General features: G+C 73.2%; 13 protein-coding genes. 6 read left to right on the top strand and 7 right to left on the bottom strand.

The annotated features are described in order from the left end of the window. Window positions 1-11 precede the first annotated feature (11 nt). Window positions 12-845, top strand: coding sequence for a 2,3-bisphosphoglycerate-dependent phosphoglycerate mutase (locus ASE15_RS03645; RefSeq protein ID WP_056761574.1), 834 nt, complete (start codon window positions 12-14; stop codon window positions 843-845). Between the two features lie 19 nt (window positions 846-864). Here the strand turns inward: ASE15_RS03645 and ASE15_RS03650 are convergent, their stop codons facing one another. Genes ASE15_RS03650 through ASE15_RS03660 form a run of 3 tightly spaced genes read right to left on the bottom strand, consistent with a single transcriptional unit; the run spans window position 865 to window position 3,250 of the window. Next, entirely contained in the window at window positions 865-2,028 is a 1,164-nt protein-coding gene (locus ASE15_RS03650; protein ID WP_056761579.1) for a hypothetical protein, read from the bottom strand. Then, on the bottom strand, window positions 2,025-2,699 hold the full coding sequence (locus ASE15_RS03655) for a SigE family RNA polymerase sigma factor (RefSeq protein ID WP_235534148.1): 675 nt from the start codon (window positions 2,697-2,699) through the stop codon (window positions 2,025-2,027). Before ASE15_RS03655 ends, ASE15_RS03650 begins: the two co-directional genes overlap by 4 nt. After that, window positions 2,696-3,250 carry a hypothetical protein gene (locus ASE15_RS03660; RefSeq protein WP_056761583.1) on the bottom strand — a complete coding sequence of 185 codons (555 nt, stop codon included), beginning with the start codon at window positions 3,248-3,250 and terminating at the stop codon, window positions 2,696-2,698. Before ASE15_RS03660 ends, ASE15_RS03655 begins: the two co-directional genes overlap by 4 nt. A gap of 295 nt (window positions 3,251-3,545) precedes the next feature. Between ASE15_RS03660 and ASE15_RS03665 the strand changes: the two genes are divergently transcribed. Next, entirely contained in the window at window positions 3,546-5,330 is a 1,785-nt protein-coding gene (locus tag ASE15_RS03665) for an AMP-binding protein (protein WP_056647395.1), read from the top strand. A 103-nt stretch (window positions 5,331-5,433) separates the two neighbouring features. Here the strand turns inward: ASE15_RS03665 and ASE15_RS03670 are convergent, their stop codons facing one another. Next, entirely contained in the window at window positions 5,434-5,832 is a 399-nt protein-coding gene (locus tag ASE15_RS03670; protein ID WP_056761587.1) for a low molecular weight phosphatase family protein, read from the bottom strand. After that, window positions 5,829-7,349, bottom strand: coding sequence for an FAD-dependent oxidoreductase (locus ASE15_RS03675; RefSeq protein WP_056761591.1), 1,521 nt, complete (start codon window positions 7,347-7,349; stop codon window positions 5,829-5,831). The genes ASE15_RS03670 and ASE15_RS03675 overlap by 4 nt, the downstream gene beginning before the upstream one ends. Before the next feature lie 104 nt (window positions 7,350-7,453). On the opposite strand from ASE15_RS03675, the gene ASE15_RS03680 reads away from it, so the two are divergent. From ASE15_RS03680 to ASE15_RS03690, 3 genes are all read left to right on the top strand, one after another. Further along, entirely contained in the window at window positions 7,454-7,852 is a 399-nt protein-coding gene (locus tag ASE15_RS03680; protein ID WP_056761593.1) for a metalloregulator ArsR/SmtB family transcription factor, read from the top strand. A 66-nt stretch (window positions 7,853-7,918) separates the two neighbouring features. Beyond that, window positions 7,919-8,413, top strand: coding sequence for an SRPBCC domain-containing protein (locus ASE15_RS03685; protein WP_056761598.1), 495 nt, complete (start codon window positions 7,919-7,921; stop codon window positions 8,411-8,413). After that, window positions 8,410-8,727, top strand: a complete 318-nt coding sequence (locus ASE15_RS03690; RefSeq protein WP_200960507.1) for a helix-turn-helix transcriptional regulator — start codon at window positions 8,410-8,412, stop codon at window positions 8,725-8,727. The genes ASE15_RS03685 and ASE15_RS03690 overlap by 4 nt, the downstream gene beginning before the upstream one ends. 101 nt (window positions 8,728-8,828) lie before the next feature. Here the strand turns inward: ASE15_RS03690 and ASE15_RS03695 are convergent, their stop codons facing one another. Continuing rightward, on the bottom strand, window positions 8,829-10,121 hold the full coding sequence (locus tag ASE15_RS03695) for a hemolysin family protein (RefSeq protein WP_056761603.1): 1,293 nt from the start codon (window positions 10,119-10,121) through the stop codon (window positions 8,829-8,831). Window positions 10,122-10,274: 153 nt separating this feature from the next. Between ASE15_RS03695 and ASE15_RS03700 the strand changes: the two genes are divergently transcribed. Further along, window positions 10,275-12,095: a glycerophosphoryl diester phosphodiesterase membrane domain-containing protein gene (locus ASE15_RS03700; protein ID WP_082618192.1), complete on the top strand. Its 1,821-nt coding sequence runs from the start codon at window positions 10,275-10,277 to the stop codon at window positions 12,093-12,095. Window positions 12,096-12,191: 96 nt separating this feature from the next. On the opposite strand, the gene ASE15_RS03705 is transcribed toward ASE15_RS03700, so the two are convergent. Further along, complete coding sequence (locus ASE15_RS03705; RefSeq protein ID WP_056761611.1) at window positions 12,192-12,506, bottom strand: hypothetical protein; 315 nt, start codon at window positions 12,504-12,506, stop codon at window positions 12,192-12,194. Window positions 12,507-12,521: the final 15 nt, after the last annotated feature.

Consider the following 12,521-nt stretch of genomic DNA (forward strand, 5'->3'; position numbering starts at 1 on the left):
CGCTGGACGCCATGAGCGCCCCAGCACCCGGAACCCTCGTCCTGCTGCGCCACGGGGAGAGCGTCTACAACGCCGAGAACCGCTTCACGGGGCTGCTCGACGTCGACCTCTCGGACCGCGGCGTCCACGAGGCCGAGCTCGCGGGCGCCCAGCTCGCGGCGGCCTGCGAGCAGGACCCGTCGCTCGCGCCGCACCGCGTCCTCACCTCACCGCTCGTGCGTGCCTCGGCGACCGCGGCGATCGTCGCCGCGGCCCTGCCGGGCCCGCCGCCGCTCGTCCCCGAGTGGCGCCTGGTCGAGCGGCACTACGGCGCGTTCACCGACGACCTGCGCGAGTCCGTCCGGGCCGAGTACGGCGAGACGGCCTACTGGGAGTACCGCCGGTCGTTCGACCACCGGCCCCCGCCCGTCGAGGAGGGCAGCGAGGCCGCGGCCCGCGTCGCCGACACGTTCGGCCGTCTGCCCGACGCCGCCCGCTCGGGCATGCGCCGCGACACCGAGTCGCTCGCCGACGTGGTCCACCGGCTCGAACCCCTGTGGAACGCGGTCCAGGAGTCGCTGGACAGCGGCGAGAACCTGCTGGTCGTGGGCCACGGCAACTCGTTGCGGGCGTTCGTGATGCTCGTCGACCGCCTCACGGCCCCCGAGGTCCAGGTGCTCAACGTCCCCACAGGGATCCCGCTCGTCCACCGCTTCACGCGCCAGACGCCCGACGGCGGAGCGCACCCGGGCGGGAAATCCCGCCCGGGTGCGTCGCTGGTCCCGGTGCACCGCGGCGGCCGCTACCTCGACGCAGACCGCGCCGAGGCGGCTCTGGCCGACCTGGAGCAGCGCGGCGGGACGTGAGCCGTGGCCGTCGGGCTGTTCAGCCCCAGGCGTACGACCGGTCGACGACACAGCGCCTCCAGGTGTCGGGGTCGACACCGAGCTTCTCGGGGGCCTTGGCGCCCATCTCGGTGACGGCGACGGCGCCCTGACCTCGGAGCTCGAGGCACACCGACATCAGGTCTGCGCCCGGCGCGATCTCGTCCAGTGCGGTCGCCACGGAGTCCTCGGGGGTCTCGGTCCTCGGGTCGGTCGAGCCGGCTCCGACCTCACGGGTCTTCGGGTCGAACGTCAGCTCGCACGCGGAGGCCTGGGGTCCGCAGGTCGTGACGACCTCGTTGTGGTTCGTGACCGCGAGCGCGCCACGGAAGGACAGCCGGCCGCCCGGCGGGTCGGCCTGGACCACGTAGAGCTCGAACCCGTCACCGGCCACCGGGAGCGTCGGCACGGCGACCGAGGTGATCTCGCGGTTCTCCGGTCCGGCGATGGGCTCCCAGGTCGCCAGGTAGGTCGTCGTCTCGGCCCACCCTCCGGTCGGTTCGGTGAGGCCCACCAGAAGGTCCCTGCCGGAGGGCGAGGTGAGCACGGCCGAGCCCACCTCGTCGAGGACGACGTGGGCCGGCGCGGCCCCTTCACGGAGGCGTCCGAGCTCGCCGTCGTCCCCCACCACCAGCTGGACGTGCTGCACCTCGGCGGGCGCGTAGCCGAGGTCGATCATCTTCTGGATGTGTGCCGGGTCACTGCTCTCCTGCGTCTCGAGGACCTCGCCGGTCTCCGGGTCGACCTGGATGTCGTACCCGGCCGCGCCGACCTCGACGGTCGAGACGATCAGGAACCGGTCGCCGTGCGCGCCGGTCTCGATCCCTGTGTCGAGCACGACGGTCCCGTCCGGGAGCTCGTAGGTCGCCGCCTCGGCCACGGCCGTGATCCCCGGTGCCACCTCCTGGTGCACCACCTCGGTGCTCAGCGTCTCGTACCCCGCTGCGGGGGCCAGCTCGTGCGCGACCTCGCCCGGCAGGCCCGTCGCGACCCCGACGCCCACCACGGCGACGGCCGTGAATGCTGCGGCGCCGGTCAGGACCCGGCGTGTCGTGGCCTTGCGCCGGCTGGTCGCCAGGACCACGGGCAGGTCGAGGGTGGACGGGGGGACCGCGTCCGCTGCGGAATGCAGCCGGTCGAAGAAGTCGTCGGTCGGGACGTTCATGAGGTGCCACCCTTTCCGGGCGAGTCGTCGAGGATCGTGCGGAGACGGGCAAGGGCCCGGGACGCGGTCGACTTCACGGTGCCGACCGGTAGACCGAGCTCGGTCGAGACCTCGGTCTCCGAGAGGTCGAGCAGGTGTCGCATGACCACGACACGGCGCTGCTTGAGCGGGAGCTGGAGCAGGGCTCGGACGACGAGGTCCCGGTCGTCCACGCCGGCCGGAGCCGTTCTCACCGGGCCACCGCCTCTCGGGGCGACCGCGAGCTCCTCGACGTGCCCCTGGAGGTCCTCGGGCCCGGACAGCACCTCGCGCCGGGTCCGGCGCCAGGTGTCGACCCGCAGGTTCGCGAGGATGCGACGCGCGTAGACGAGCGGGTCTCCGTCGCGCGCCCTGGACCATGCCCGGTAGGTGCGTTCGAACGTCTGCTGCGTGAGCTCCTCGGCGCGGTGCTGGTCGCCGCACAGCAGGTACGCCATGCGGTGCAGCGGGCCCACGGCCTGCTCCATGAAGACCGTGAACTCGGCGTTCCGAGTCGCGTGCAGCACCACGTCCTGCGCGGCGTGGTCACCGTCGAAGTCCGGGTCGAGCGGCTCCGCTGCGTCGCCGTCGGGCACTCGTCGCGGGCCGTCGATCGTGCCGCCGCCCCCCACGAGCGGCAGGACCGCCGTCATGGCAGCACCCCCGCGGGTGCGGGGCGCACCGGGTACGAGCCCCGGGCGGGAAGCCCTGCCGACCGGGACTCGAGCAGCTCGACGTCCCGCACCAGGGCGTCCCGCACGTGCCGGGTCAGGAGCGAACGCTGCTCGGGGGTGAACCTGCTACGGCCGCCCGCCTCGGATCCCCCCGAGGCGCCGTGCTCCAGCCGGTCGAGCGCCACGACGCGGTCGAGGAGCCTCAGGATCTCGTCCTGTTCGGCGCGGCCCGACACGTGCACGGCCACGACGCGGTCGGCGAGCGCCCGCTGGGCGTCGAGCACGCCGAAGCGCGACCCGTCCAGCACGACCCTGCCCAGCGGTCTGCGCACGACCAGCCACCCCCTGTCGTCGTCGGTGGTCACGACGCGAGCTCCGCGTACTGCGACGTGCCGCGGCACGATCGACCACCAGACGATGATGGCGCACACGGGCAGCGCGACCGCGAGCAGGACCATGCCGAGCATCGGTTGGGGTGAGGACCAGGCCAGGCCGACCGCGAGGAGCGATGCCCCGACGCTTCCGACCACGACCCCGACCGACCCCGCCGGCCCACTGTCCACGAGGTCCCGCAGCCGCCCCCTGACGGCTCGAGACCTCGCAGGCGCGGGTCCGGACGACGTGCTGCTGCCCCCTGCGACCCGTGCGCCGGAACTGCTCGGCGGGGGTCGGTACGTTGTCCTCACGAACGGAACACGCAGCTCCTCCCCCGAAGGTTCCCCCCGGGTGGGAATCAGTTCACATCCTGGGTTCTCCCAGGCCACGCCGAGGTTCCTCGCACGCAGCGCACACATAACCTACGCATCCGTAAGTTACGGTGTAGTAGTGAACACCTTGGCAAAGCAGCCCTGGCTGAGTCGGTACTCCCCAGGGGTTCCCGCAACCGTCGACGTCCCCGACGAGCCCGTGACCGCGGCGCTCGCCCGAGCCGCTGCACGCTGGCCGGACCGGGTGGCGGTCGACTTCTTCGGCGCCACGATCACGTACGCGCGCCTCGCCCAGAAGGTGGACCGCGCAGCGAGCGCCCTGTCCACCCTGGGCGTCGGCCCAGGAGACCGTGTCGCGCTCGTCATGCCCAACTGCACGTCGCACCTCGTCGCGTTCTACGCCGCGCTGCGCCTGGGCGCGACGGTCGTCGAGCACAACCCCACCTACTCGTCCGACGAGCTGGCCCACCAGCTCGCGGACTCGGGCGCCACGGTCGCGCTCGTGTGGCAGAAGGCCGTCCCCGCGGTCCTTTCGGCCCAGCCGCACACCGAGCTCCGCAAGGTGGTGTCGGTCGACGTCGCCCGTGACCTGCCCTTCGTCAAGCGCCTCGCGCTGCACCTGCCCGTCGAGGCGGCGCGCACCCAGAAGGCCGCGCTGCGCGGCCCTGCCTCGGCAGGGGTGCCGGACTGGCACCGTCTCGTCGCCGCGGCCGGCCCGCTCGACCCGTCGACGCCGCAGCCCACGGCCGACGACGTCGCGCTCCTCCAGTACACCGGCGGCACCACGGGCACGCCCAAGGGCGCGGTCCTGACGCACCGGAACCTCGTCGCGAACACCGTGCAGGGTCAGGCGTGGGCGTCGTTCCGCGAGGGCGAGGAGACCGTCTACGGGGTCCTGCCGTTCTTCCACGCGTTCGGCCTCATGTTCTGCCTGACGCTCCCGGCGCGGATCGGTGCGACGCTCGTCGCGTTCCCCAAGTTCGACGCCGACTCGGTCCTGGCCGCGCAGAAGCGTCGCCCCGCGACGTTCCTCCCGGGCGTCGCCCCCATGTTCGACCGCGTCGCGGCCGCTGCCGCGAAGGCCCGTGCGGCGGGCAAGCCCGTGGACCTGCACTCGATCCGGCTCGCGTTCGCGGGGGCCATGCCCATCAGCCCGACGACGGCGCGCACCTGGGAAGAGGCGACCGGCGGTCTGCTCATCGAGGGCTACGGCATGACCGAGACGTCCCCCGTGGCGCTCGGCAACCCCGTCTCGGCCGACCGTCGCCCCGGCACCCTGGGCCTGCCCTTCCCGAGCACCGACATCCGGGTCGTCGACCAGGACGACCCGACGCAGGACGTCGTCCCTGACGAGCACGGCACGGTCCGCGGCGAGCTGCTCATCCACGGGCCGCAGGTCTTCCAGGGCTACTGGAACCGTCCCGAGGAGACGGCCCACCAGCTGCTCGAGGGAGGCTGGCTCCGCACGGGTGACGTCGTGACCGTGGACGCGGACGGCGTGGTCACGCTCGTCGACCGCATCAAGGAGATGATCATCACGGGCGGGTTCAAGATCTACCCGTCGCAGGTCGAGGACCACCTGCGCCTCATGCCCGGCATCCGGGACGTCGCGGTCGTGGGCCTGCCGGGCGAGGGCTCGGACGAGCGCGTCGCGGCGGCGATCGTGCTCGACGAGTCGGAGACGACCGCGAGCGGCCTGCCCGTCGACCTCGCGGCCGTGCGCGCCTGGGGCGAGCAGAAGCTCGCCCGCTACGCGCTGCCCAAGCACCTGTTCGTCGTGCCGGACCTGCCGCGCTCGCAGATCGGCAAGGTGCTGCGCCGCGTGGTCCGCGAGAACGTGCTGGGCAAGCCGACCGACGGAGACGGCTCCCACCCCACGGGCGGCGCGGCCCCGACCGCCTGACCCCGTCCTCTCCGTACGGCACGAGGCACCTCCCGGACCGGGAGGTGCCTCGCGCCGTCTCCGGCGCCAGCTGCGCCCGCCGTGGTGCGGGCCCCAGCCGCCCTCAGCGCTCGAGCAGGTCGCGCACGTGCGCCGCGATGTCGTCGCGCACGAGCCGCATGCGCTCCATGCCCTCGATGCCGCGCAGCGACGGCTCGTCGGTGTCCCAGACGACGACGGGCGTCCCGTCGTCGGTCGTCACCTGGGCGTCGCGCCCGAGGACGACGACGACCTCCGCCGCGGCGACCAGCTCCGGGGTGAGGGGCTGGGGGTGCTCGCCCGACAGGTCGACGCCGACCTCGGCCATCGCCTCGACCGAGAGCGCGTTGAGGCTCGACCCCGGTGACGTGCCCGCCGAGTCGACCTGGACGTCGGGCGCGATCTGCCGCGCGAGCCCTGCGGCCATCTGCGACTTGCCACCGTTCTTGACGCACACGAACAGGACGGATCGGGGCGCGCTCATCGGGGGACCTCCTGCTCGTCGGCCGACCGGCCGTGGGCCGTACCGGTCGCGAATCCCAGGCTACCGGCGGGGGCGCCGAACGTGACGAGCACGGGCTCCGGGGACGCCGGGGACGTGCCGCAGCACGAGACCTCGGCGGTCTCGCCGGAGACCGGGTCGAGCGCGAGGTCGGTCGAGCAGACCCCGGTCGCGGGCAGGTCGAGCTGGACCAGGTCCGCGGCCTCCCGGTCGCCCGCGAGCGCCGCGGCGATCGAGCGCACCTGCTCGTAGCCCGTCGCGAGGAGGAACGTCGGCGCCCGGCCGTAGCTCTTCATGCCCACGACGTAGAAGCCGGTGTCGGGGTGGGTCAGCAGGGCCTCGCCGTGCGGCGGGACGGTCCCGCACGAGTGGTGGTTCGGGTCGATCAGGTCGGCGAGAGCGCGGGGCGACTCGACCACCGGGTCCAGGTCGAGCCGAACCTCGCGGAGCATGTCGAGGTCGGGTCGGAAGCCGGTCGCGCCGACGACCGTGTCGACCTCGAGGTCGAGCTCCCCGTCGCGCGTGGCGCCCTGGACCCGGACGGGGCCGGTCGCCGTCGGCACATCGGACGGCGCAGCGGACCGCACGGGAGCGTCAGCCGTGCCGACGGTGCCGGACGTGCCGACGGGCCAGTTCCCACCCGCGGGCTCGACCGGCTCGATCCGTTCGATCGAGGTGCGCGTCGCCAGCGTGACGAGCCCTGACTCGACGGCGTCGCGCAGCCGGGTCCCCAGCTGCCCGCGCGCGGGCAGCTCGTCGTCGGTCCCGCCGCCGTAGAGACGACGCGGAGACCCGCCTCGGACGGCCCAGGTGATGCGCGTGCCGGGCTCGTCGCGGGCGAGCTCGACGAGGCTCAGGAGCGTGTTCGCGGCCGAGTGCCCCATCCCGACGACGAGCGTCCGGCGGCCCGCGAAGAGCGCACGGTCGGTGCCCAGCACGTCGGGCAGCGGCCCCGTCACGGCGGACGACCCGACCTCGCCGAGAGCGGGCAGCCCGCCCGTGCCGACGGGGTTCGGCTGCCCCCACGTGCCGGACGCGTCGAGGACCGCACGGGCGCGCACGTGGTGCGTGGCGCCGTCGGGCCCCTGGACGCGGACCCGGTACGCGAGCCGCTCCCGTCCGAGCGAACGCGTCTTGTCCGCGCCCTCGCGCGAGATCGCGACCACGCGCGACGACGTCCGCAGGCGGGCCGCGATCTGCGGCGTCGCGGCGAGCGGGGTCAGGTAGCGCTCGACGAGCTCGGCTCCCGTGGGCAGGGCGTCGGGGTCCGGGGCGGTCCACCCCGTGGCCTCGAGGAGGCGGCGCGCGGCGGCGTCGACGTCGTAGCGCCACGGCGAGAACAGTCGCACGTGGCCCCACGCGGCGACCGCGGACCCCGCCGACCCGCCGGCCTCCAGGACCAGGGGCTCGATCCCCCGCTCGAGCAGGTGCGCGGCGGCAGCGAGCCCCACCGGTCCGGCTCCCACGACGACGACGGGCAGCTCCTCGTGAACAGCCATGGCCTCTCCTTCCTCGGGCGACCCACCGGGCACCAGGCACAGGGATCGACAAACTTCGATGCCTGAACGTATCGAAGAATGTCGATGCGTGGCAAGATGTGGGCATGACGACCTCGATCGCCCCCGCCGACACCCGGGCCGCGGCGTGCTGCGGACCGGACGAGACCGAGGGCACCGCGGCACACGGCACGTCGGCAGGTCCGGCCGACGTCGAGCACCTCGCCCGGACCTTCAAGGCGCTCGGCGACCCGACGCGCGTCCGCCTGCTCGCGATCGTCGCAGCCTCGACAGGCGGCGAGGCGTGCGTGTGCGACCTCGTGGAGCCCGTGGGGCTCAGCCAGCCCACCGTGAGCCACCACCTCAAGATCCTCGTCGACGCCGGACTGCTGCATCGCGAGAAGCGTGGGGTCTGGGCTTACTACGCGCTGGTACCGGGCGCGGCCGAGGGTGTCGCGCGCGAGCTCCTGGGGATCGCGGCACCGAGCGACCCATCTGCAACCTAGGGGTTGCACTCAGGGTCTCCATGTGCAACTCTGAAGTTGCACATGAACCCTTCGAGAGGAACGACCATGACGTCCATCGACCAGCAGGCTGTCATCGACCCCGAGAAGTTCCAGGTGACGCGCACCGTCCTCGTCCACGCGACCCCCGACCGCGTCTGGGCGGCACTGACCCGCGACGACCTCATCGCCCAGTGGTTCGGCCAGAGGGCCTCGCTGCCCGACCTGCGCGTGGGCGGCGAAGGGTCGTTCGGCTTCGACGGGTTCGGCGAGTTCGCCGTCCGCATCGACGAGTACGACGAGCCGGTCGCGTTCGCCTTCACGTGGACCAACCAGCCCAGCACGCCCCTGCGCGACGACAACTCGACCCAGGTCCGGTTCACCCTCGCGGCCGACGGGCCGGGGACGCTGCTCAGCGTCGTCGAGTCCGGGTTCGACCGCCTCGGCGAGGGATCCGCCCACGCCATGGAGAGCAACCGTTCCGGGTGGACCGGCGAGCTCGACGAGCTCGTCGCGTTCCTCGAGAGCGCCCACCAGGCCGTCCCCGACGGACGGCCGGCATGAGCACCTCGACACTGGCCCCCGTGTTCGCCGCGCTCGCCGACGACACCAGGTGGCAGCTGCTCCAGGAGCTCGGGCAGGCGGACCTCTCGGCCTCCGCACTGGCGTCGCGCCTGCCCATCTCCCGGCAGGCGATCGCCAAGCACCTCGCGGTCCTCGCCGAGGCCGGGCTCGTCGAGCCCGTGCGGGTCGGTCGCGAGGTGCGCTACCAGGCCGTCGGGTCCCGCCTCACCGAGACGGCCCGAGCCCTCGACGCGATCGGCGCCACGTGGGAGCGGCGCCTCGACGCGATCGCGAAGATCGCCGAAGCGCCGTAGCCCTCCGGTGGCGTGGCGCGTTCCCCGAGCACACCCGGGGCGCGCGCCGCACCGCCGTCCCCAGGAGGCGTCGTTGCCCCTGCGCCCGGCCCGCGCCCACGTCAATCCTCCAGGCCCCTCTCCGATAGCGCCGTGACCGTCACCTGACGGATGCGCCGGTCCTCGACCGCGCTCACGGTCAACCGGTGCCCGGGCAGGTCGACGGCGTCTCCGACCGCACCCAGACGCCCCAGACGCGCGATGACGTACCCGGCGACGGTCTCGTACGGGCCGTCGGCGAGCCGGATGCCGCTCTGGTCGGCGAACGCCTCGAGCGTGAGGCCCGCGTCGAAGCTCCCCCGGGCCAGGGGCTCGTGGGCGAGGTCGTACTCGTCGCGGATGTCCCCGACGAGCTCCTCGACCAGGTCCTCGAGCGTGACGATCCCGTCCGTTCCCCCGTACTCGTCGACGACGATCGCGAGGTGGACCCCGGTCCGCCGCATGAGCGACAGCGAGGGCAGCAGCTGGTTCGTGCCGGGCAGCTCGAGCTCGGCACGTGTCACCTCGCGCACGGTCCGCGGCACGCCCGTCGGGGCGTCGTCGTGAGCGTCGAGGAGGTCGCGGACGTGCAGGAACCCGACGACGTCGTCGAAGTCCTCTCCCGTGACCGGGTAGCGCGAGTAGGGCTGGGTCCGCACGACCGTGGCCGCCTCGACGAGCGGGAGGTCGGCGGACAGGAAGACGACCTCGCCGCGTGGCCGCATGGTCTCGACGACCGACCGTCCGGCCGCCGAGAACACGTCGGTGAGGATCTTCCGCTCGTCCTCGGGCAAGGCCTCGTGCGCGATCACGAGGTCCCGCAGCTCCTCCTCGGTCATCTGCTCGCTCCGCGCGGTCGGGTTGCCGCCCAGCAGGCGCACCACCAGGTCCGTGGACCGCGACAGCAGCCAGATGACCGGCCGCATCGCGGTCGCGAACCGGTCGAGCGGCGGCCCGACGACGACCGCGACCTGGGCGGACCGCTGGAGCGCAATGCGCTTGGGGACCAGCTCGCCCAGCACCAGCGACAGGTAGGAGATGACGAGCGTCAACGCCACGAGCGAGACGGTCGATGCGAGCCCGGTCGGCAGCCCGAGCGACTCGAGCGCCGGGACGAAGTCCGGGGCGAGGGTCGACGCGCCGTAGGCCGCAGACAGGAAGCCGGCCACCGTCACGCCGATCTGGACAGCGGCGAGAAACCTGTTGGGGTCGCGGGCCACCCCGGCGACCCGCTTGCCCCGCGACCCTTGCTGCTCAAGCTGCTTGATCTGCGAGTCGCGCAACGAGACCAGTGCGAACTCGGTCCCGGCGAAGACGCCTCCGACCAGCACGAACACGAGGACCAGCCCGATGTTGAGCCAGGTTCCGGAGTCCATGGGCCGTCTCTCTCAGCTCGTGGGCGGGTCATGAGCACGTGGTACTGCACAACGAAGCCCGGCTCCGTGGAGTTCCTTCCCACGGCCCGGCGGGTGGCGGTCGCGGGAGGCCCCCCTGCCAGCCCGCTGCCTCCTGTGGCCTAGGCTCGCGGGGTGAGGACCGTGCGCACCTGGCCGACCCTGGGCGCCGCGCTGACCTACCTCGGGACGTCGTTCGGCACGTACCTCAAGGCGATCCTGCTGCTGCAGGGCTTGAGCGTGCTGCTCGTCTTCCCGGCGCTCGCCTGGCTGTTCGAGCTCGCGCTCGACCAGGCAGGGGTAGAGGCCGTGACCCAGCGGACGCTCGGTCAGGTCCTGCGCTCGCCCGTGACCGACCTGCTGATCCTCCTCATCGCAGCCCTCGCGTGCCTCGTGGTGCTCGTCCAGGTGGGGGCGCTGCTCGTGATCGCCCATCGCCTCGCGCACCGCGAGCCGGTCACGGTCCGCACGGTCGCCCGCGACCTGCTCGTGGCGGCGCGCAAGCTCCTCAGCCCGCAGGTGCTGCTGTTCGTGCCGTACTTCTTCGTGGTGCTGCCGCTCGGCAACGTCGGGATCGTGGCGACGGTCGTGCGCGGGATCCGCATCCCGCGGTTCGTCGTGGGCTCGCTGCTCGAGACCGACGTCGGGACGTGGCTCTACTACGGCTTCCTCGCCGTGGTGCTCTACCTGAACCTGCGCCTGGTGCTCACGCTCGCGGTGTTCGTGACGAGCGACGCGTCGGTCGCGGCCTCGATGGCGACGAGCTGGCGCCTCACGCGCTGGCACACGTGGCGGTTCGTGGTGCTCTTCGGGATCGTGCTCGCGGTCGCGGCGACGTTCCTGGTGGGCGTCGTGAACGTCGGCCTGGCCCCGACGCGCTTCACCGAGCGCGTCGCACCCGACGCGTCCCCGCTCGTCGCGGGGTTCTCGCTCGCGGTGGTGCAGATCGCGGTGTTCGTCGTGACGGGCTTCGTCGCCGCGATGCTCGCCCAGGTCGTGGTGGTCGCGCTGGGCGTCCGCCAGGGCGAGGGGCCCGACGGCGGAGCGATCCACTCCGCGCCCGCCGAGCCGGTCGCGGCCCGCCTGCACGGACCGCGATGGGTGCGTGTCGTCGTCGGGATCGCGGGCGTCGTCGCCCTCGCCGTCCTCTCGGTCCACAACACGTCGGTCATGACGGACATCGGCAACCGCAGCGAGACGCAGGTGATCGCGCACCGCGGGTACCCGTCACGCGGCGTCGAGAACACGATCCCTTCCCTGGAGGCGGCAGCCGAGGCACGCGCGGCGTACGTCGAGATCGACGTGCAGCAGGCCGCCGACGGCGGCATCGTCGTCGTCCACGACACGAACCTCGCGCGCCTCGCCGGCGTCGACCGCGACGTCTACGACCTGACGACTCCCGAGCTCACCGCGACGACCGTCCGGGCCCGGGGGCACGAGGCGTCGATCCCGACGCTCGAGGCGTTCGTCGACCGCGCCCAGGAGCTCGGCGTCCCGCTCCTCGTCGAGATCAAGCCCCACGGCCGCGAGTCCCCCGGGTACGTCGAGGACGTGGTCGCGCTGCTCCAGGCCAAGGGCGTCGCCGGCACGTACCTGGTGCAGTCGCTCGACAAGGACGTCGTCGAGCAGGTGGAGTCCCTCGCCCCGGAGATCGGGACGGGATACGTGCTCCCCGTGAACCTCGGGCGGCTGCCGGCGACGACCGCCGACTTCGTCGCGGTCGAGGAGTCGTCGTTCACGCCGTCGCTGCTCGCCGAGGCGCACGCGGCAGGCACGAAGGTGTTCGTCTGGACGGTCGACGAGCCCGCCGCGATGCGCGGCTACGTGCGCGAGGGGGTCGACGGGATCATCACGGATCTCCCGGAACGGGCCGCGCAGGAGCGGGACGCCGTCGTCGCCGACACCACGCTGTCCTCGCGACTGGAGGACGCGGTCCACGGGATCCTGTCGTGGTGAGCCGGGCGCGCGGTGTCCCCCGCTGGTGAGCAGCCCGTCGTGGCAGCCGGCTGGGACGTGCCGCAGCGCCTGGACGTCGTCTGGCGCTGACCGCGCCTACTGCGAGCCGCGACGCCGCGAACGGGCCAGGAGACCGGCTCCGGCACCGAGCGTGGCTAGCGCCGCCGCGGCGGTGGCCGCCGCCCCAGCGCCCGTCCCCGCCAGACCGTCGCCGAGAACGACGTCCGGCGCCGGCTCGTCGGGACCCAGGGGGTCGACGTCCGGCGCCGGCTCGTCGGCGACGGGTGTCGCCGCGACCCCGGCGAGGGGGGACGACGGGACAGCCACGTCCTCGGGGACGGCCTGCGCGACGGCGGGCACCGTGGTGAGCAGCAGCGTCAGGGCTGCTGCCGGGATGGTCGAGCTCTTCATGGTCGGCTCCTCCTC

Origin of the sequence: Oerskovia sp. Root22, assembly GCF_001429135.1 — a bacterium.
Lineage (GTDB): Bacteria > Actinomycetota > Actinomycetes > Actinomycetales > Cellulomonadaceae > Oerskovia > Oerskovia enterophila.